Below are 20,113 nucleotides of genomic sequence, written 5' to 3'. Positions count from 1 at the left end.
GTACTCCTAAAATTGCGTTTAAATTCGTTCTTCGATGATGCCGCCGCCTAAGCAAACGTCATCTTGATAAAATACAGCTGATTGCCCAGGTGTCACTGCAACCTGTGGCTTGTCAAAGATAACCTTAATTGAGTTATCGTCAACAGGAATAATAGTGCAAGGGATATCTGTTTGACGGTAACGAGTCTTAACTGAACACTTCAATGGCTCTTTGATTGGTGTGCGATCAACCCAGTGTAGCTGCGCTGCAACTAAACCGTTTGATTTAAGCAACGGATGATCGGCGCCTTGAACGGCAATCAATACATTACGTTTTAGATCTTTGTCTGCAACGTACCATGGGTCTTCGTTACCACCGCCGCCTTTTTGACCACCAATGTGTAAGCCTTTGCGTTGGCCCAGCGTGTGGTACATCAAGCCTTGGTGTTCGCCAATAACATTACCTTCAGGCGTCTCAATTTTACCTGGTTGAGCAGGTAAGTAGCGAGATAGGAAATCTGTAAACTTGCGCTCACCGATAAAACAAATACCTGTTGAATCTTTTTTCTTCGCAGTGATAAGACCTTGTTCTTCCGCGATTTTGCGAACTTCAGGTTTCTCTAGTTCACCAACTGGGAATAGGCTACGTGCAACTTGCTCATGACTCAACGTGTAAAGGAAGTAACTTTGATCTTTGTTGTTATCTACGCCACGTAGCATTTGTGGTTGTTCGCCATTTTCTGGGAACGAACGACGTACGTAGTGACCCATAGCAATGTAGTCTGCATCGAGTACTTCATCTGCAAACTCAAGAAATGCTTTAAATTTGATTTCTTTGTTACACAGGATGTCAGGGTTTGGCGTACGACCAGCCTTATATTCGGCCAAGAAGTATTCAAACACGTTATCCCAATATTCTGCGGCAAAGTTAATGGTGTGTAGATGAATGCCAAGTTTGTCACATACTGCTTGAGCATCCGCGAGGTCTTCTGCTGCCGTGCAGTATTCCTCGTTATCATCTTCTTCCCAGTTCTTCATAAACAGGCCTTCAACTTGGTAGCCTTGTTGCTGAAGTAGGTAAGCAGAAACCGATGAGTCAACACCGCCAGACATGCCGACAATTACTTTCTTTTGACTGTTATCAGTACAGTTCTCAGACATTACTAAACACCATTAAAATTAACTGGACGCAGATTCTAACAGAAAGCGCGTAGAGGGGACAGATCCGAGATCGAAATCACACTTCGAAAATCGGCCGTTTTGTGACCGTTTACCAACCTATCTAGAGTATTTGATCACTATGAGAGGCTATATATGGCATAGTGTGCAAAATTCAAGGCACAACAGGCAAAAACAGATGAGTGATGAGAACCAAACCTTCCAAGAAAGTGAGTTAATTGAGATTATTGAAAACCAACTTGAAGATGGTAATCCAATTAAAGTCAAAGAGACGCTGATGCGTTTGATGATGACCGGTACTAGCCGTGATGATGCGATCGCAATGATGGCTTGCGCAGTATCGATTGAGATTTTTGACGTGATGAAGAATGGTCAAGAATTCAATTTAAAGCGTTACAACGAACATCTAGAGCGCCTGCCTGACCTAGGCTTTATGGAAGGCGAATAGGCACTATTTTGCCTTTAACGGTTAATTTTCGTCAGCAGAACTTGAATTAAACGTTTGCTATAATTCCTTTTGTTGCCGCGCTTAGGCGAGCGCGGTAGAATCCGGCCTCCTGTCATCCCTTATTCAGATCTTATACAGAATCATAGTTATGAAATTTCCTGGTCAACGTAAATCAAAGCACTACTTTCCTGTTCATGCTCGCGATCCATTAGTCAGCCAAGCGCAAGAAAGTAAAAAAATGGCGCGCACTCATATTATTGGTATTGACCAAACTTTGGTGGATATCGAGGCAAAAGTAGGCAGCGAACTAATCGAGAAATACGGACTGAGTAAGGGACACTCTCTAGTAATCGATGATCAAACTGCTGAAGCGTTATATAACGAGCTAAAACAGGAACAGCTTATTACCAACGAATATGCTGGTGGCACAATTGGTAATACTCTGCATAACTACTCGGTATTAGCTGATGACCGTTCTACACTGTTAGGTGTGATGAGCCAAGATATTAAAATTGGCAGCTACGGTTACCGTTACCTTTGCAATACATCAAGCCGTATGGATTTAAATTACTTGCAGGGTGTACAAGGCGCAATTGGTCGCTGTTTTGCATTAATTACAGAAGATGGTGAACGTACTTTCGCAATTAGCGAAGGCCAAATGAACCAACTTCATCCAGATAACATCCCAGAAAAAATATTTAAGACAGCTTCGGCGTTGGTATTAACCGCGTATTTAGTGCGTTGTAAAGAAGGCGACCCAATGCCAGATGCAACCATGCGTGCTATCGAATATGCCAAGAAATATGATGTACCAGTGGTATTAACGCTCGGTACTAAGTTTGTTATTCAGGATGACCCTAAGTTCTGGCAAGACTTTTTACGTGACCATGTCACTGTAGTTGCGATGAATGAAGATGAAGCAGAAGCATTAACGGGTGAATCTGATCCTTTAGCGGCTTCAGATAAAACTCTGGATTGGGTTGACTTAGTATTATGTACCGCAGGCCCTGTGGGTTTATTTATGGCGGGTTATACTGAAGAGTCAGCGAAGCGCCAAACGTCATTACCTTTATTACCAGGTTCAATTGCTGAATTTAATCGTTATGAATTCAGCCGCCCTGCATCGAAAGCTTTGTGTGAGAATCCGATTAAAGTTTATTCTCATATTGCTCCTTATATGGGTGGGCCAGAAAAGATTAAAAATACCAATGGTGCTGGTGATGCTGCATTGTCTGCACTGCTGCACGATATGGCGGCAAATAAATACCACAGAGAGAATGTGCCTAATTCAAGTAAGCATGCTTACTCATTTTTAACCTATTCTTCATTCTCACAGGTTTGTAAATATTCAAACCGCGCGAGCTACGAAGTATTGGTTCAGCATTCACCACGTTTATCTCGTGGTCTACCTGAGCGTGAAGACAGCTTGGAAGAGGCGTACTGGGAGCGTTAAGCGCCACTTGTCTAAACCAATGAATAAAAAACCTCAGCAATGTCTGAGGTTTTTTATTACTTCATGTTGAGTCTGTAGATATAAAAAAAGCGCCTAAAGGCGCTTTTTTAAATTGCATCTCAACTTGATCAGGAAATTAGATTAGGAAATCGTCTAGAGATTTGCCTGCGTCCAGTTGAGTTTGAATCGCTGAAGGTGTACGACCTTGGCCTGTCCAAGTCTTTTCTTCACCGTTAGGATCTACATATTTGTATTTCGCTGGGCGAGGAGCGCGTTTCGCTTTTACTTTAGTCTGCTTTTCACCAGACAGTGCATTAATTAGTGCGTCAACGTCGATACCGTCTTTAGAAATTTGCTCAGCAATAGCGGCTAGTTTAGCTTCTTGCTCAGCTCTTTCTGCTTTTTCCGCTTCTTCCGCTTCTTTACGCTCAGAAACAACCATTGTCAATTTTTCTAAAGCTTCTTCTAATTGCTCAAGAGTTAGTTCACGAGAAAATGCGCGTAGGCTGCGAATGTTCAATAAAGTTTTAGTTAATTCCGACATAGTGATCTCACAAATAAATTATCAATGGATAAATATTAAACCTGACCAATGAATAATACAATTTGATTTTAAAAAAAGAAAATAAAAAATAATGATAGATATAAAAGGGCAATTACTTTACCGCTCACTTCACGTTTTCTTTTGAAATTAATAGAGAGTCGTGGCTTATACAACTAGATGAGTTAAGTGTAGTGCGGGGTTTCATATCATCAAGTTATTGATACAAACTATTTCTATTAAATGGTGGCGATATTTATAAATATTGTGTTTAACTCGAACGGTAGGCGCTTGGTGAGTGTGCAAAGTGTATAAATGTTGAATGAGAGCTTCTAGCCTGCTCTTTTGGTATAGCGTTTTGTTGTGGAATTTTAGGCAAAGTGAGTGGAATCATAGTCATAGCTGCGAAGCGATAAAAATATCAACATTTTCTGAGAGCGATGTATTGTAATAGTGGGTGAGTTAAGTACAATAGTTCGTACCTAATGCATTGCACTGGTTGAATTGCTGAAAAATGACTTTTCGGTAGCTTAATATTTGGTCAATGCGGTAGAGGCGCGAAATGGATAATTAACGTTTGTTGGGGTGATGCCAATGAACAAACGTGAAAGGTCATCTTCGCCGAAGTGAGCACGGTCTATCAAACCACTTGCTGGTGTTGCACTCAAATAGGGGTAACACTGCCATAGTCTATTATTTGTATAACTATGGAGCGCTACTGTAGGGTTGGGTGGAGTGTTCACTTCCCTGTCGCTATGTTCAACTTCATTTAAAGGAAACGATTTCCTTTAATGAATCTGCAGTAGATCTCTAACCAAATTTATTACTGGTTTTTGAAGATCATGAATTTAATTGATTTTGCATCATCTCCTTTATCTCTATTGCCTCCTATCGTGGCATTGAGTCTTGCAATTATTACACGACGTGTATTGATTTCTCTTGGTATGGGTATCCTTTTAGGTGCCATTCTTTTAGCTGATTACTCAGTAGCAAATGCTGCAGGCTATATTAAGACCACTGTTTCAAGTGTGTTCGTCGAAGACGGCGGCTTAAACATGTGGAACATGAGTATTGTTGGCTTCCTACTACTACTTGGCATGATGACCGCGCTACTTACCCTTTCTGGTGGTACTCGTGCGTTTGCTGAGTGGGCACAATCTCGAGTTAAAAGTAAACGTGGCTCTAAACTTTTAGCGGCTTTCCTAGGCGTATTCATTTTTGTCGACGATTACTTTAATAGCTTGGCGGTGGGTGCGATTTCTCGCCCAGTGACGGATCGTTTCTACGTTTCTCGCGCAAAGCTTGCTTATATTCTTGATTCTACCGCTGCTCCTATGTGTGTGATCATGCCTGCTTCTAGCTGGGGCGCATACATTATGACCATCATTGGCGGTATTTTAGTTTCTCACGGTATTGAAGATTACTCAGCGCTTGGCGCGTATGTACGCTTAGTACCGATGAACTTCTACGCAATCTTTGCGTTGCTAATGGTTTTTGCAGTGGCTTGGTTTGGCCTAAATATCGGTAAAATGCGCGAGCATGAAATCGCAGCCTCTCAAGGACGTGGTTTTGATAAAGACCAAGAGAATGATTCAGCCGAAGCACATGACCTAAACGAAGAGCTGGATATTCGCGAAAGCGAGAAGGGTAAAGTGTCTGATCTGGTACTTCCAATCGTGTTCTTGATCGTGGCGACTGTGGCATCAATGCTATACACAGGTGGTCAAGCGCTTGAAGCGGACGGTAAACCATTCGCGCTGCTTGGTGCATTTGAGAACACAGATGTTGGTACTTCTCTTATTTACGGTGGTGTGGTTGGCCTAGTGGTTGCTCTATTCACTGTAGTTAAACAAGGTATTGCGGCGGTTGAGATTGGTCGTACACTTTGGATTGGCGCTAAGTCGATGTTTGGTGCGATTCTGATTCTTATCTTCGCTTGGACTATTGGTTCTGTTATCGGTGATATGAAAACCGGTAGTTACCTATCAACGCTAGCACAAGGCAATATTGGTACACATTGGCTTCCAGTTATCTTGTTCCTATTGTCTGGCTTAATGGCGTTTTCGACAGGTACATCATGGGGTACATTCGGCATCATGCTTCCAATCGCTGGCGATATGGCAGGTGCAACGGATCTTGCTCTAATGCTACCTATGCTGAGTGCTGTACTAGCGGGTTCGGTATTTGGTGACCACTGTTCTCCAATCTCAGATACCACGATTCTTTCTTCGACAGGTGCTCGTTGTAACCACATCGACCACGTAGCGACTCAGCTACCTTATGCATTGTCAGTAGCACTGGTATCGTGTATTGGCTTTATTGCACTAGGCTTTACAGCATCGGTAGCGATTTCATTCGCAGCGGCGAGCGTAGCGTTTGTTGCAGTATGTGTGGCGCTGTCAGTGATTTCTAAATCGAAAATGGCGGCGTGTTAAGCACTAAATCATCGATTTAAAGGGATAAATTTTCCTATCTCTGATAAAAAAATCCCCAAGCGATGGCTTGGGGATTTTTTATATAGGGAGTGGGTTAGTTACTCACTTTACCTAGCTTCAACCAAGTATCGATAACCGTATCTGGGTTTAGCGATACTGAGCTGATGCCTTGCTCCATTAACCATTCTGCGAGGTCATCGTGATCGGATGGGCCTTGACCACAAATACCCACGTATTTACCTGCTTTGGTGGCAGCGTCGATGGCCATTTGCAGCATGACTTTTACTGCTGGGTTTCGTTCGTCAAATAGGTGAGCGACATCGCCGGAGTCTCGGTCAAGACCAAGGGTCAGTTGAGTCATGTCATTTGAACCAATAGAGAAGCCATCAAAGTACTTCAAGAACTCGTCAGCGAGAACCGCATTAGATGGCAGCTCACACATCATGATGACTTTAAGGCCTTGGTCGCCACGGCGCAGGTCAAACTTAGTCAGTAGGTCGATAACAGATTCCGCTTCACCCGGCGTGCGAACAAATGGAATCATGATTTCAACGTTCTTGAGACCCATTTCGTTACGTACGCGCTTAATCGCTTGAGTTTCCAGCTCGAAACAGTCGACAAATACCGGTGAAATATAACGAGATGCGCCACGGAAACCCAACATCGGGTTTTCTTCATGCGGTTCGTAATCTTTACCACCGACTAGGTTGCTGTATTCGTTCGATTTGAAGTCAGACATACGAACGATGACACGTTTTGGCCAGAAGGCCGACGCGATGGTTGCGATGCCTTCGGTTAGCTTACTAACGTAAAAATCGATGGGATCTTTGTAGCCGCGAATACGTTCGCGGATTTCAGCTTTCAATTCGTCACTTTGCTGATCAAAGTTCAATAGCGCTTTAGGGTGAATACCAATCATCTTGTTGATGATAAATTCAAGACGTGCGAGGCCAACCCCTTCGTTTGGAATTTGAGCAAAGTCGAATGCACGGTCTGGGTTACCGACGTTCATCATCACTTTGGTTGGTAGCAGCGGAAGCTCATTAACGGAAGAACGTTTGATTTCAAAGTCGAGTTCACCTTGGTACACGTAACCCGCTTCGCCTTCTGCGCACGATACTGTCACTGTTTCACCATCAGTGAGTTTGCTGGTGGCATCACCACAACCGACGATAGCAGGAATGCCCAGCTCACGAGCAATGATTGCAGCGTGACAAGTTCGCCCGCCACGGTTAGTCACGATGGCTGAAGCTTTCTTCATCACTGGCTCCCAATCAGGGTCAGTCATGTCTGTAACGAGGACATCGCCATCTTGCACGAGAGACATTTGGTCTAGCGAGTCGACGATGCGTACAGGGCCCTTACCAATGCGTTGGCCGATCGCACGGCCTTCCACTTTAATGTCCGCCTTGTTACTCAGCTCGTAACGCTCAATAACGTTTTGCTCGCTTTGAGAGCAGACCGTCTCAGGGCGTGCTTGTACGATGTAAAGCTGACCATCGATACCATCTTTTGCCCATTCAATGTCCATCGGACGCTGATAGTGCTTCTCGATGATCATTGCTTGTTTGGCCAACTCTTTAATCTCATCGTCATTCAGAGAGAAGGTATTACGCTCTTCTGCGGAAGTATCGATAACTTCTACTTGCTTACCAATCTCTTGGCTGTTTGCATAGATCATTTTGATCTGCTTAGAGCCGAAGGTCTTCTTAACGATCGCGTGTTGACCTGCTTCAAGCATCGGTTTGTGAACGTAGAACTCGTCAGGGTTTACCGCGCCCTGAACGACCATTTCACCTAAGCCCCAAGAAGAGGTGATAAACACCACTTGGTCAAAGCCAGATTCAGTGTCTAGGGTAAACATGACGCCAGAAGAGGCCTTATCTGAGCGCACCATACGCTGAATACCAGCCGACAGCGAAATGCCTCGGTGATCAAAGCCTTGGTGTACTCGGTATGAAATTGCGCGGTCATTGAACAGCGAAGCATAAACATGCTTAGTTGCTTCTAATACCGCTTCAATGCCTTTGACGTTTAGGAACGTTTCTTGTTGACCGGCAAATGAGGCATCCGGCAGATCTTCGGCGGTGGCAGAGGAGCGAACCGCAACAGAAATCTCAGGATGATTGTCAGTCAGTTGTTGGTAGTTGTCGCGGATATCTTGTTCAAGATCCGCAGGGAACGGGGCTTCTAATACCCATTGACGGATGGTGGCACCTGTCTTGCGCAGGGCTTCTACATTGTCAACGTCCAGTTCATCAAGTAGTTGGTGAATACGCTCATCCAAGCCTTCATGGTCAAGGAATTGGTTGAATGCATACGAGGTTGTCGCAAAACCGTTTGGTACAGATACACCAACATTGGCTAGGTTAGAAACCATTTCACCAAGTGAAGCATTTTTACCGCCGACTTTGTCAACGTCATCCATGGATAGTCCATCGAACCAGAGGGTGTTCTTTTGCATTTATTTCTCCAGAAACATAGCAGCTTTCTTGTAGGGGTAAGGGTCAACCTTGGACGGTGGCTGTTCATTTTTGCTGGTCAATGTCTTTGAAGACTTAACGTCTAGCCCATATGAGGGTATTGCAGCTAATACGATTAACTGCAACGTCCCATAGGAGATAGGACGAATTTTCCGGCGCAAGTAAACATCACCACTTTCCGTGGTTGATATGAAAGGCAAACGATTACGTTTCGGCTTAAAAAAACTCCGAAGAATTTTCAAAGCTGTGGGGGACGTAACTGAAAGCCAAACTCATTTATTAATATTATGTAAAGCATCCTACTCAAATGAATTTGAAAAAATAAACAAAAATGCAAACAAATAACCAAAGTCGTGATGTATTCTATGTTTCTGACGGAACGGCCATAACATGTGAGACTTTAGGGCATGTTGTTTTGGGTCAGTTTTCCTTAAAAGCTAATGAGAAAACCTTTCCCTTTGTGGAAAGTGAAGACAAAGCTGCCGATGTAATTAAAGAAATTGAAATTTCCTACCAACAAAATGCCATTAAGCCATTGGTGTTTATCTCTATTGTTGTCCCTGAAGTTCGTGAAATGCTGCTTAATTCGTCTGCTCACTGCTACGACGTACTGGAAGGTATCGTGCAAAAGGTGCAAGACGATATTCAGATGGAACCTCAGCCAAAGATGCAACGTTCTCGCAGCGTGAGCAAAGATTCGGATACCTATTTTGATCGTATCGCGGCCATCGAGTACACCCTTGCCCATGATGATGGTATTACGCTGAAGGGCTTGGATGAGGCTGATATCATTCTACTTGGGGTTTCTCGCAGTGGTAAAACACCAACCAGTTTATACATGGCGATGCAATTTGGTTTGCGTGTGGTGAACTATCCGTTCATCGCTGAAGACGTCAAGATGATGCGCTTATTGCCTGAGTTTGAAATTCATCGTCACAAGCTGTTTGGTTTAACCATTAATCCTGAGCGTTTGAATGAGATACGCGAAAATCGTCTTTCGGGAAGTGAATACGCGAGTACTGAGCAATGCAAGTTAGAGCTAGATACGGTAGAAGCGCTGTTTAGGCGTGAAGCGATTCCATACATCAATACTTCTTCTTTATCCGTCGAAGAAATCACAACACGCATCTTAGAAAGGGCAGGGATGAAGCGTCGTTTGTTTGGTTAAACCTGTTATTCACGAGGCCGCTATTTGCTTTACCATTTGTATCTATTTTTTATCTAAAAGATGGCCTTTGTGGATGAAATTGAGTGAAAAGGAAAAAATCTTAAATTAATGGTTGAAAAAAGTTAACGGCTTGGTTAGTGTGGATATCAACCAAGCGAAACTAAAGAGCTTAAATAAGTATGCGTAAATTTGTAATGAACATTCATCATCACCATCACCCAGTCTAGTCTTTCGGGAGATGTACGCATACCCGGGAGGCAGGAAACTCCCGGAGGCAGAAATCAAAGATTTTAAGATTAACCCTCGGGAGACCAACATCTTCCGAGGGTTTTTTAATTTCTAATGTATTTAAAAGTTTATAAATATCAAATATTTGCACAGGGATAATGCAATGCAAACACAACGCCTAAGAATCGCAATTCAAAAGAAAGGTCGCCTAAGCAAAGAGTGTCAAGAACTGCTGAAAAAGTGCGGCGTCAAATTTAACATCATGGGTGAGCGTCTAGTTGTTCACTCACTAAATATGCCAATCGATTTGTTACTGGTTCGTGACGACGATATCCCTGGTTTGATCATGGATGGCGTCGTAGACCTAGGCTTTATCGGCGAGAATGAACTCGAAGAAGTTCGTCTAGACCGCAAAGCTTTGGGTGAGCCAAACGAGTTTGTACAGTTACGTCGTTTAGATTTTGGTGGTTGCCGTTTATCCATCGCAATCAACAAAGATGAAAAGTACAACGGCCCACAAGATTTAGCGGGTAAGCGAATCGCCACTACCTATCCTCAACTTCTCAAAGCTTACATGGATGAGCAAGGCGTGCCTTTCTCGACATGTATGTTAACAGGCTCGGTTGAAGTTGCTCCTCGCGCTGGTCTAGCCGATGCTATTGCCGACTTAGTTTCTACCGGTGCAACGCTTGAAGCGAATGGCCTAAAAGAAGCGGAAGTTATCTTCCGTTCTAAAGCAACATTAATTCAACGTACTGGTGAGTTTGACGCCGATAAGCTTGCGCTGATTAATAAATTGCTGACACGTATGCAAGGCGTACAACAGGCGAAAGAATCGAAATACATCATGCTACATGCACCAGTTGAAAAGCTTGAGCAAATCAAAGATCTGCTGCCAGGTGCGGAAGACCCAACAGTCTTGCCTTTGTCAGCTGAAAAGCAGCGCGTGGCGGTTCACTTAGTGAGTACTGAGAACCTGTTCTGGGAAACCATGGAGCGACTAAAAGCACTCGGTGCTAGCTCTATTCTTGTACTTCCAATTGAAAAAATGATGGAGTAAAGCGATGAGAACCGTTGTTTGGCAATCGTTAAGTGAAGAGCAGCAAGATTCAGTATTAGAGCGCCCAGCGATTACTGAAGGTGCAAATATCACTGCCGCAGTAGCGGATGTTATTCAGCAAGTGCGTGCTCGTGGTGACCAAGCTTTGCTTGAGTTAACGGAAAAGTTTGATCGCGTAAAACCTGAGTCGATTCGAGTTTCTAGCCAAGAGATTGATGAAGCGTCTGCTCGTTTAACGCCTGAGATGAAAGCCGCTCTAGAGCAGGCTTATAGCAATATTGCTAAATTCCACAAAGCGCAGAAGCCGCAGCCGATAAAAGTGGAAACCCAACCGGGTGTGGTTTGTGAGCAAGTAACACGCGCAATTCAGAAAGTGGGTTTGTACATCCCAGGTGGCAGCGCGCCATTGCCATCTACGGTATTGATGCTTGGTGTGCCAGCACAAATTGCTGGCTGTCAAAAAGTCGTACTTTGCTCACCACCACCAATCGCCGATGAAATTTTGTATGTCGCTAAGCTGTGCAAGATCGATGAAGTATACAACGTTGGTGGAGGCCAAGCAGTGGCAGCTATGGCTTACGGCACCGAAACAGTGGCTAAAGTAGACAAGATTTTTGGCCCGGGTAATGCGTACGTAACCGAGGCCAAGCGCCAAGTAAGTAACGATTTCCGCGGCGCTGCGATTGATATGCCAGCTGGCCCATCAGAAGTGTTAGTGATTGCTGATGAAACGGCAGATGCAGACTTCATTGCAGCAGATCTATTAAGCCAAGCTGAACACGGCCCTGACTCTCAAGTGGTATTGGTGACCCCTTCTCCTGTACTGGCTGACCAAGTGTCTGATGCGGTACAAGCACAGCTTAAAGAATTATCTCGCGCAGACATCGCGCAGCAAGCATTGGCGTCTAGCTTGATCATCATTGCAGATTCGTTGACTCAAGCGGTTTCTATTTCGAACTACTATGGCCCAGAGCACTTAATCGTGCAGACCAAGAACCCTCGTGAACTATTGCCTCTGCTAGATAATGCAGGCTCAATCTTCTTAGGTGATTGGTCGCCAGAGTCAGCTGGTGATTATGCTTCAGGCACTAACCACGTATTGCCAACTTACGGTTATACCCGCACATACTCAAGCTTGGGCTTAGCGGATTTCTCTAAGCGCATGACGGTACAAGAGCTTACGGCTGATGGCCTGCTGACTCTCGCTCCTACCGTTGTCACCATGGCCGACGCGGAAGGTTTAGACGCACACAAACGTGCAGTGACCATTCGTGTTGAAAAGCTCAATAGCACCAAGAAGTAGGAGAGGTGTCATGGAAAAGCTCGCTCGTAAACAAGTTCAAAAATTAACACCATACTTATCGGCTCGCCGTATTGGTGGCAGTGGTGATGTATGGCTTAACGCTAATGAATCGCCATTTAATAACGAATACAAAACAGATTTTGCGCGCCTAAATCGCTATAGCGAATGTCAGCCGAAAGAACTGATTGAAGCTTATGCTGCCTATGCGGGAGTAAAACCGGAACAAACCTTGACCTCTCGCGGTGCGGATGAAGGTATCGAGCTTTTAATTCGTGCTTTTTGCGAACCAGGTGAAGATTCAATTTTATATTGCCCACCGACTTATGGCATGTATGCCATCAGCGCAGAAACCATTGGTGTCGAGCGTAAAACCGTTCCGCTTACGCCAGATTGGCAGTTGGATTTGCCAACCATTGAGCAAAACCTTGATGGCGTGAAACTGGTGTTCGTTTGTAGCCCAAATAACCCTACCGGTAATTTAGTTAAGCGTGAAGATATCGTCTCTTTGTTAGAAATGACAAAAGACAAAGCCATTGTCGTGATGGATGAGGCTTACATCGATTTTTGCCCAGAAGCCTCTACGGTTGACTTGCTTGACCAATATCCAAACCTAGCGATCTTACGCACCCTTTCTAAAGCGTTTGCCTTAGCCGGATTACGTTGTGGTTTTACATTAGCAAATCAAGAGCTTATCGACGTGTTGCTTAAAGTGATTGCGCCATATCCAGTACCGGTTCCTGTTGCCGAAATAGCGACTCAAGCCTTATCTGAAGCAGGATTAGCACGTGCGAAATATCAAGTGTTGGATCTGAACGCCAACCGAGCCTATTTGCAAGTCGGTCTATCGATGATTGCTGGGCTAGAAGTGTTCGAAGGTTGGGGCAACTACTTGCTAGTTAAATTCCCAGATGGTGATGGCCTATTTAAGGCAGCGTGGGACAGCGGCATCATTTTACGTAATTCACCGATTGAAAACTGTGTGCGCATTAGTGTTGGTAGCCGAGACGAGTGTGAGAAAACACTGGGCTTTATTCGCAACTACTACGGCTAACCATAGAGATAATTTGAAATAAGGATATTCCAGTGAGCAAACAGCAAAAAATTCTTTTTATTGACCGTGATGGCACCTTAATTGTTGAGCCTCCGGTGGATTTTCAAGTAGACCGTTTAGACAAACTCAAGCTAGAGCCGTTTGTTATTCCTAGCCTGCTATCACTACAAGATGCTGGCTACCGTTTAGTGATGGTGACCAACCAAGATGGTCTAGGTACAGATAGCTATCCTCAAGATGAGTTCGATGCACCGCACAACATGATGATGGAGATTTTCTCTTCACAAGGCGTGGTGTTTGATGATGTTTTGATTTGTCCACACTTTGAAGAACAAGGCTGTGCGTGTCGTAAGCCACGCCTAGGTATGGTGAAAGACTACTTGCAAGCAGGCAAAGTTGATTTCCAAAACTCGGTGGTGATCGGTGATAGACAAACTGACCTTGAACTTGCTGAAAACATGGCAATACGAGGCATTCAATACAACCCAGAAACCATGGGTTGGAAACAGATTCTTAAAGATCTCACCGTCAAGGCTCGTATCGCGGAAGTGGTGAGAACCACCAAAGAGACCGACATTAAAGTAATGGTCAACCTAGATGAGCAAGGCGGTAACGAAATCAGCACTGGTTTAGGTTTCTTCGACCACATGCTGGATCAAATCGCGACGCACGGCGGTTTCCAAATGAAGTGCAAGGTAGAGGGTGATTTACACATTGATGATCACCACACGATTGAAGATACCGCACTAGCCTTAGGCCAAGCGCTGAAAGACGCACTGGGTGACAAGCGTGGCATAGGCCGTTTTGGTTTCAGTTTGCCAATGGATGAATGTTTGGCGCAATGTGCGTTGGATTTATCCGGCCGCCCATACTTGAAGTTTGACGCTAAGTTTAGCCGCGAGCTCGTTGGCGATTTTTCCACTGAAATGGTGGTGCACTTCTTCCGTTCGTTGACGGACACGTTGGCTTGTACGCTGCATCTTTCTTCTGCTGGCGATAACGATCACCACATCATAGAGAGCTTGTTTAAGTCATTTGGTCGTACGCTGCGCCAAGCGATTAAAGTGGAAGGTAACGAACTACCAAGTAGTAAAGGCGTGCTGTAGAGCAGAGGAAGGATTATGAGTGAACAGAAAGTCGTCATTATCGATACCGGTTGCGCCAACATCTCTTCGGTTAAATTTGCTATTGAGCGTCTTGGCTATCAGGTAACGATTTCAAAAGATCCAAGTGTGGTTCTTGGTGCCGATAAGTTGTTTTTGCCTGGGGTAGGGACAGCTAGTGAAGCAATGCAAAACCTACAGCAACGAAACCTGATTGAACTCGTTAAGCAGGTTGAAAAGCCGCTGCTTGGTATCTGCTTAGGCATGCAGTTATTGGGCAAGGTATCCCAAGAAAAAGGGCAGAAAGCGGATGAGTTGGTGGAATGCCTTGGCCTTTGCGAAGGCGAAGTAAAACTAATGCAAACGGGCGATTTACCACTGCCGCACATGGGTTGGAACACAATTAAACCAAGCCCTGATCACCCGCTTTTCAAAGATATTGCGCAAGATGAGTACTTCTATTTTGTCCATAGTTTTGCCATGCCTGTTGGTGACTACACCATTGCTGAGTGTGAGTACGGCCAGCCATTTACGGCGGCGGTACAAAGTGGCAATTACTATGGTGTGCAATTTCACCCAGAGCGTTCGAGCAAAGCGGGCTCTAAATTGATTAAAAACTTCTTGGAATTATAAAGGGACTTAAACGTGATTATACCAGCACTGGATCTTATCGAAGGACAAGTGGTACGCCTTTTTCAAGGAGACTACGGTCAAGTAACGGAATATAAAGTAAACCCAGCAGAACAATTTAATCTTTATCATCAAGCAGGTGCCAACTGGCTGCACTTAGTTGATTTAACGGGCGCAAAAGATACTACCGCACGACAGCTTGATTTGATCGCTGAGTTGCTTGCTAGTACTCCCGCAAACATTCAAATTGGTGGTGGGGTTCGCACTGAAAAAGACGTGGTTGATCTATTAGAAGCAGGCGCTCAGCGAGTGGTTGTGGGTTCAACGGCGGTTAAGCAACCTGAGTTAGTCAAAGGTTGGATGGAAAAATACGGCGCAGAGAAAATAGTGCTAGCGCTTGATATTAACATCGACGAGCAAGGCGTTCGACGCGTGGCTATTTCAGGTTGGCAAGAAGATTCGGGCGTAACGATTGAAGCCTTGATTAATGATTATCTTACCGTCGGCCTTAAACATGTGCTGTGCACGGACATTTCTCGTGATGGTACGTTGGCTGGCTCTAATGTTGAACTCTACGTCGATCTTTGCAAACAATATCCGCAAGTGCAGTTTCAATCCTCTGGCGGGATTGGCAGCTTAGCAGACATTGAAGCCCTAAAAGGGTCGGGCGTAGCAGGCGTGATTGTTGGCCGAGCATTACTTGATGGCAAATTTACCGCAGAGGAGGCATTTGCATGTTGGCAAAGCGAATAATTCCTTGTTTAGATGTCCGTGATGGGCAAGTGGTAAAAGGCGTTCAGTTCCGCAACCACGAAATCATTGGAGACATCGTCCCTTTGGCTCAACGTTACGCTGAAGAAGGCGCGGATGAGCTGGTCTTTTACGATATTACCGCATCAAGTGATGGCCGAGTGGTAGACAAAAGTTGGGTCAAACGCGTCGCTGAGGTTATCGATATTCCTTTCTGCGTCGCTGGTGGTATTAAGTCAGCGGAAGATGCAGCGCGCATTCTAGAATTCGGTGCGGATAAAGTGTCGATTAACTCTCCGGCGCTTGCAAACCCACAGTTGATTACTGATCTGGCTGATAAGTTTGGTGTGCAATGTATTGTGGTTGGTATCGACTCGTACTACGACAAAGAGACAGGCAAATACCAAGTTTATCAATTTACGGGTGATGAAGAACGTACCAAAGCTACACAATGGCAAACCAAAGACTGGGTCGAAGAAGTACAGCGTCGTGGCGCTGGTGAAATCGTGCTGAATATGATGAACCAAGATGGCGTGCGTAACGGCTATGATATCGAACAGCTCAACATGGTTCGAGAAGTGTGTCACGTCCCTTTGATTGCTTCTGGAGGCGCTGGCGCGATGGAGCACTTCTCTGACGCGTTTCAAAAAGCCAATGTGGATGGCGCATTAGCAGCCTCTGTATTCCACAAGCAAGTGATTAATATCGGTGAGCTAAAGCAGTTCTTAATTCAACAAGGTGTGGCGACACGACCAGTAGGGGTAAAACGATGAGTTTTCAAGCAAGTGATATCGCTACCTTGAGTGAGCGAATTAATTGGGAAAAAGTCGGCGGTTTAATCCCGGCAATTGTACAAGACAATCAATCAAGCCAAGTATTGATGATGGGCTACATGAACCAAGATGCGCTCAGTAAAACCGCCCAAACAGGCCATGTGACATTCTTCTCTCGTACTAAAGAACGTCTGTGGACCAAAGGCGAGACATCAGGCAACGTATTGAACCTAGTCAATATAGCTTTGGATTGTGACAACGATACATTGTTGGTTAAAGTGAATCCGATTGGGCCAACTTGTCATACAGGGACGACAACCTGCTGGGATGGTGACAAGCAAGCTGAGTCTCAGATGGTGTGGCTTCATCAGTTGGAGCAATTACTGGCTGAGCGCAAAAATGCCGATCCTGATTCTTCCTATACAGCCAGTTTGTACGCCCGTGGCACCAAGCGTATTTCGCAAAAAGTGGGCGAAGAAGGCGTTGAAGTCGCGCTTGCAGCGACGTCGGGTGACAAGGCGGAGCTAGTTTGTGAATCAGCAGATCTGATATACCACTTATTTGTTTTGCTTCAAGATCAGGGCTTGTCGTTCAATGATGTGATTAACAAGTTACAGGAGCGTCATAAGTAAACGTTAGTCAATGATTCTTTTTTAAGGCCGTGAGTGTTTACACTCGCGGCCTTTGTTTTTTGTGATTCTAATTCCGGTTCAAAGCAGAGTGATACGAGTTTTATGCATGAATCGGGGAAATATCCGAGACAAAGCAAACGCTTGTATGATTTGGGGTGGTTAATATAGACGCAGTTAATAAAAATAAATTAAATTATTTACTCTAATTATTGTTAATAATTTGTTTCTGTTGGCTTGTTTTTTCTGATTTTATTGAACGGTGTGGTATTGCTATCAGGTCGCTTCCTAAAAAGCTCTAAGTAAATATACCCACCTTTATTTGTATAGCATAAAAACAATTAATCAACATTTGTTGCTTGCAGATTAATCAAATTTAGTGGCTTTTATGGTTTTCCTTGGTATTTACAAAATATAAATCTTATTGATAGCATTAATGATAATCATTCTTAATAACTTGTTATTGATAACTACAAATCATGAGCCATTTACAACCTTCTATTCTTTCTCTTTGCGTGGCTGCTGTGTTGTCATCAGCCGTGGTACAAGCTGAAACGACAAATAAAACTGAATCCACAAATGCGGCCACGGTTGTCGTTAAAGACAAACGTGATGATCAGCTTTCGGCAAAGCAAACTATTGATGCTGAACAAATCGAATCGACACCATCAGGCAACGGTAACCTGAGCGATTACATAAAAATGAATCCGAGCGTTCGCTTGTCTCAAAGTGATGCGGATGGCTTTAAAGCTGGTGAGATTAAGCCTGAATCCGTTCAAATTAACGGTGCTGATGCATCGCAAACGGCGTATTTGATTGATGGTATCAATGTTAATAATGACCTCGATCCAGAACAAACGTTTTTTGATGGCGCAATGAAGACGATTCCTGGCTCAAGTTCAGAACAAGCGTATTACTTAGATGCCAATTTACTCCAAGGTATCGAAATATATAGCAGTAATGTACCAGCCAAATTTGGCGGTTTTACTGGTGGTGCAGTGGTTGCTGAAACTCGTCAGTACGACGGTAATGACGGGGTTCAAGCTCGTTATCGTACCACTCGTTCTTCATGGGCATCGATGCAAGTTGATGAGCACATTAAAAGTCACGTCGATAGTAAAGTTCCGAATGGCTCAGATGCTGAATTTCAGCCGAACTACGGCAAAGATTTCTATTCGATAGCGGTTCAAAAGGGTCTGACTGACGAGATTGGTATGGTGATTGGTTTTAGTCGCCGAGAGTCAGCCATTGAGCAAACACGAATGATCTCTAAAGAGGGTGCGACAGATAAACAAGACCACACGCGCTTATCAGATAACTGGCTAGCGAACTTTAATTGGACTCCGGATGTGAATCGCACGTTAGAAGTCGGTTTTCGTTATTCGGACTATCAAGAAGGTAAATACTTCGCTGATAACATTGATAGCAACTCGACAGACTCACATTCCGCCTATGGTACAACCGTTCGATGGAATCAGTATTTAGGTAACGGCTGGCTAACCGCCACTGCGGCGTATGACAATATTTATGACTCAACTGAAACCAATTCCAATTACGTAGAGTTTCGCACCGATGTTTCTACTGATATGGCATTCGAAACGGGCGGTCATGGTGATAGTCAGCTGACGCAGCAGAACTACAACTATGCACTGGATTACGCCTTAGATGCGTTGAAGTTTGGCCAAACTGACCATCGCGTATCTATGGGAGCGTCTTACCAGAAAACTGATTTTGATTTTAGTCGTGATAAAGAGAGCAAGAAGCGCAATATCATTGAGATGAGTGAGTTTGATATGGTGCTTTTGGATGAAACTTCGGTTATCCGCGCGGGCAATATCCATACTGGCTATAGTAATTATGCTCTCTATATCGACGACTCAATTACGTGGGGAGATTTTACATTCAGACCGGGTGTAAGGTACGACCGTGATGACTACTTGGACAACAATAACGTCGCTTCTCGTTTTGCTGCTAGTTGGACAGTATTGCCTACAACTCGACTGAATTTGGGCTTAAACCGTTATTACGGTCGTTCATTTGCCGGAATGAAGCTTGCGGGTGAAATTTTAAAACTCAATGATGATCATACGCGTAACTATGCAGAAATTGAGGGACTTAAAACGCCTCATGCTGATGAACTGATGCTCGGGGTTGATCATAACTTCAGTCAATTCACTATGACCGCACGTTATGTGAAACGTAAAAACAAAGACTCAATCAAATCTCGTGAGTTTGATATTGGCGGAAACAAAGTTGATGTGTTTGCCAACATGGATGATTTCAATGTTGATATTTACACTCTTCAACTAAGTAATACAGTGCCATTTGTTGCAGGACCAACCTATTGGAATGGTTCTGTTGGTGCGGATTACTTGGTGTCAGATCGCTCAGATATCGATAAAAGATTGGATCCGAACGAGTTAGTTTACCTCGATGGTGAACAAATGAAGTATTCAGAAATGGAGCAAAAAATTAATAGCAGCACCGAAGAATGGGTGGTGCGAGTTAACTTGGATATGCAAGTTCCAGAATACGATTTGAATTGGTCAAACCAAGTCTTTATTAAAGCGCCAACCAAAGGTTATGAGCATGTAGAAGATAACTTTTACAAGAGTTACAACTTCGGCTCACATACTCAGTGGGACAGCCGTCTACGCTGGCAGCCAACCATCTATGGTGCTCACGATATTTATGTTCAGTTTGATGTCCTTAACGTGCTAAACCAAGTCCGTAAAACGGCAATCAAAGGTGGTGTTGACTCTGAATACGGTCTTTATACTCCTGGCCGTCAATTCTGGCTAGAACTTGGTTACCAGTTCTAAGCGCGTGAATTTCTAATAAATAAAATTACGGGTATTTCTCAGCAATCAGTGGCGCTAAGCGACTGATTGCTTTTTCGT

16 protein-coding genes, 1 riboswitch and 1 other annotated feature are annotated in these 20,113 nt (G+C 44.2%); of the genes, 13 read left to right on the top strand and 3 right to left on the bottom strand.

Annotated elements, in window-relative coordinates:
- Positions 1-18: 18 nt before the first annotated feature.
- Positions 19-1,140, bottom strand: coding sequence for a tRNA 2-thiouridine(34) synthase MnmA (gene mnmA, locus MU515_RS02190; protein WP_260258741.1), 1,122 nt, complete (start codon positions 1,138-1,140; stop codon positions 19-21).
- Positions 1,141-1,336: 196 nt separating this feature from the next.
- Between mnmA and MU515_RS02185 the strand changes: the two genes are divergently transcribed.
- Together MU515_RS02185 and MU515_RS02180 are read left to right on the top strand one after the other, a co-directional pair.
- Positions 1,337-1,606, top strand: coding sequence for a hypothetical protein (locus MU515_RS02185; RefSeq protein WP_260258739.1), 270 nt, complete (start codon positions 1,337-1,339; stop codon positions 1,604-1,606).
- A 148-nt stretch (positions 1,607-1,754) separates the two neighbouring features.
- Positions 1,755-3,059, top strand: coding sequence for an inosine/guanosine kinase (locus MU515_RS02180; protein WP_260258738.1), 1,305 nt, complete (start codon positions 1,755-1,757; stop codon positions 3,057-3,059).
- 136 nt (positions 3,060-3,195) lie between these two features.
- On the opposite strand, the gene MU515_RS02175 is transcribed toward MU515_RS02180, so the two are convergent.
- Positions 3,196-3,603 carry an H-NS family histone-like protein gene (locus MU515_RS02175; protein WP_260258737.1) on the bottom strand — a complete coding sequence of 136 codons (408 nt, stop codon included), beginning with the start codon at positions 3,601-3,603 and terminating at the stop codon, positions 3,196-3,198.
- A gap of 539 nt (positions 3,604-4,142) precedes the next feature.
- A riboswitch (Lysine riboswitch) is annotated at positions 4,143-4,326 on the top strand.
- A 116-nt stretch (positions 4,327-4,442) separates the two neighbouring features.
- On the opposite strand from MU515_RS02175, the gene MU515_RS02170 reads away from it, so the two are divergent.
- Positions 4,443-6,035, top strand: coding sequence for a Na+/H+ antiporter NhaC family protein (locus MU515_RS02170; RefSeq protein WP_260258735.1), 1,593 nt, complete (start codon positions 4,443-4,445; stop codon positions 6,033-6,035).
- A 94-nt stretch (positions 6,036-6,129) separates the two neighbouring features.
- Here the strand turns inward: MU515_RS02170 and ppsA are convergent, their stop codons facing one another.
- Positions 6,130-8,499 (bottom strand): phosphoenolpyruvate synthase, encoded by a 2,370-nt coding sequence (ppsA, locus tag MU515_RS02165; RefSeq protein WP_260258734.1) that lies wholly within the window; start codon positions 8,497-8,499, stop codon positions 6,130-6,132.
- 350 nt (positions 8,500-8,849) lie between these two features.
- On the opposite strand from ppsA, the gene ppsR reads away from it, so the two are divergent.
- The 10 genes from ppsR to MU515_RS02115 all read left to right on the top strand — a co-directional run bounded on the left by ppsR (position 8,850) and on the right by MU515_RS02115 (position 20,035).
- Positions 8,850-9,686, top strand: a complete 837-nt coding sequence (gene ppsR / locus MU515_RS02160; protein ID WP_260258733.1) for a posphoenolpyruvate synthetase regulatory kinase/phosphorylase PpsR — start codon at positions 8,850-8,852, stop codon at positions 9,684-9,686.
- A gap of 202 nt (positions 9,687-9,888) precedes the next feature.
- Positions 9,889-10,023: a sequence feature (His leader region), on the top strand.
- 54 nt (positions 10,024-10,077) lie between these two features.
- Positions 10,078-10,974: an ATP phosphoribosyltransferase gene (hisG, locus tag MU515_RS02155; RefSeq protein WP_260258732.1), complete on the top strand. Its 897-nt coding sequence runs from the start codon at positions 10,078-10,080 to the stop codon at positions 10,972-10,974.
- Positions 10,975-10,978: 4 nt separating this feature from the next.
- On the top strand, positions 10,979-12,277 hold the full coding sequence (gene hisD / locus MU515_RS02150; RefSeq protein ID WP_260258731.1) for a histidinol dehydrogenase: 1,299 nt from the start codon (positions 10,979-10,981) through the stop codon (positions 12,275-12,277).
- Between the two features lie 10 nt (positions 12,278-12,287).
- On the top strand, positions 12,288-13,328 hold the full coding sequence (gene hisC / locus MU515_RS02145) for a histidinol-phosphate transaminase (protein WP_260258730.1): 1,041 nt from the start codon (positions 12,288-12,290) through the stop codon (positions 13,326-13,328).
- A 32-nt stretch (positions 13,329-13,360) separates the two neighbouring features.
- Complete coding sequence (gene hisB / locus MU515_RS02140; protein WP_260258729.1) at positions 13,361-14,434, top strand: bifunctional histidinol-phosphatase/imidazoleglycerol-phosphate dehydratase HisB; 1,074 nt, start codon at positions 13,361-13,363, stop codon at positions 14,432-14,434.
- Positions 14,435-14,449: 15 nt separating this feature from the next.
- Positions 14,450-15,064, top strand: a complete 615-nt coding sequence (hisH, locus tag MU515_RS02135) for an imidazole glycerol phosphate synthase subunit HisH (RefSeq protein WP_260258728.1) — start codon at positions 14,450-14,452, stop codon at positions 15,062-15,064.
- A gap of 12 nt (positions 15,065-15,076) precedes the next feature.
- The gene (gene hisA, locus MU515_RS02130; RefSeq protein WP_260258727.1) at positions 15,077-15,814 is read left to right on the top strand and encodes a 1-(5-phosphoribosyl)-5-[(5-phosphoribosylamino)methylideneamino]imidazole-4-carboxamide isomerase; all 738 of its coding nucleotides are present in this window, start codon (positions 15,077-15,079) and stop codon (positions 15,812-15,814) included.
- Positions 15,796-16,584 (top strand): imidazole glycerol phosphate synthase subunit HisF, encoded by a 789-nt coding sequence (gene hisF, locus MU515_RS02125; protein ID WP_260258726.1) that lies wholly within the window; start codon positions 15,796-15,798, stop codon positions 16,582-16,584. The genes hisA and hisF overlap by 19 nt, the downstream gene beginning before the upstream one ends.
- The gene (gene hisIE, locus MU515_RS02120) at positions 16,581-17,216 is read left to right on the top strand and encodes a bifunctional phosphoribosyl-AMP cyclohydrolase/phosphoribosyl-ATP diphosphatase HisIE (protein WP_260258725.1); all 636 of its coding nucleotides are present in this window, start codon (positions 16,581-16,583) and stop codon (positions 17,214-17,216) included. The genes hisF and hisIE overlap by 4 nt, the downstream gene beginning before the upstream one ends.
- 476 nt (positions 17,217-17,692) lie before the next feature.
- On the top strand, positions 17,693-20,035 hold the full coding sequence (locus MU515_RS02115; protein WP_260258723.1) for a TonB-dependent receptor plug domain-containing protein: 2,343 nt from the start codon (positions 17,693-17,695) through the stop codon (positions 20,033-20,035).
- Positions 20,036-20,113: the final 78 nt, after the last annotated feature.

This window comes from Vibrio intestinalis, from assembly GCF_025195085.2.
In the GTDB taxonomy this organism is placed as follows: Bacteria; Pseudomonadota; Gammaproteobacteria; order Enterobacterales; family Vibrionaceae; genus Vibrio; species Vibrio intestinalis.
The sequence above is the reverse complement of the archived record's forward strand: the minus strand, read 5'-3'. Positions and strand labels throughout refer to the sequence as shown.

Excerpts from the sequence above, each read along its gene's own strand:
- mnmA (WP_260258741.1), bottom strand. The coding sequence starts at position 1,140 with ATGTCTGAGAACTGTACTGATAACAGTCAAAAGAAAGTAATTGTCGGC.
- MU515_RS02185 (WP_260258739.1), top strand. The coding sequence starts at position 1,337 with ATGAGTGATGAGAACCAAACCTTCCAAGAAAGTGAGTTAATTGAGATT.
- MU515_RS02180 (WP_260258738.1), top strand. The coding sequence starts at position 1,755 with ATGAAATTTCCTGGTCAACGTAAATCAAAGCACTACTTTCCTGTTCAT.
- MU515_RS02175 (WP_260258737.1), bottom strand. The coding sequence starts at position 3,603 with ATGTCGGAATTAACTAAAACTTTATTGAACATTCGCAGCCTACGCGCA.
- MU515_RS02170 (WP_260258735.1), top strand. The coding sequence starts at position 4,443 with ATGAATTTAATTGATTTTGCATCATCTCCTTTATCTCTATTGCCTCCT.
- ppsA (WP_260258734.1), bottom strand. The coding sequence starts at position 8,499 with ATGCAAAAGAACACCCTCTGGTTCGATGGACTATCCATGGATGACGTT.
- ppsR (WP_260258733.1), top strand. The coding sequence starts at position 8,850 with ATGCAAACAAATAACCAAAGTCGTGATGTATTCTATGTTTCTGACGGA.
- hisG (WP_260258732.1), top strand. The coding sequence starts at position 10,078 with ATGCAAACACAACGCCTAAGAATCGCAATTCAAAAGAAAGGTCGCCTA.
- hisD (WP_260258731.1), top strand. The coding sequence starts at position 10,979 with ATGAGAACCGTTGTTTGGCAATCGTTAAGTGAAGAGCAGCAAGATTCA.
- hisC (WP_260258730.1), top strand. The coding sequence starts at position 12,288 with ATGGAAAAGCTCGCTCGTAAACAAGTTCAAAAATTAACACCATACTTA.
- hisH (WP_260258728.1), top strand. The coding sequence starts at position 14,450 with ATGAGTGAACAGAAAGTCGTCATTATCGATACCGGTTGCGCCAACATC.
- hisF (WP_260258726.1), top strand. The coding sequence starts at position 15,796 with ATGTTGGCAAAGCGAATAATTCCTTGTTTAGATGTCCGTGATGGGCAA.
- hisIE (WP_260258725.1), top strand. The coding sequence starts at position 16,581 with ATGAGTTTTCAAGCAAGTGATATCGCTACCTTGAGTGAGCGAATTAAT.
- MU515_RS02115 (WP_260258723.1), top strand. The coding sequence starts at position 17,693 with ATGAGCCATTTACAACCTTCTATTCTTTCTCTTTGCGTGGCTGCTGTG.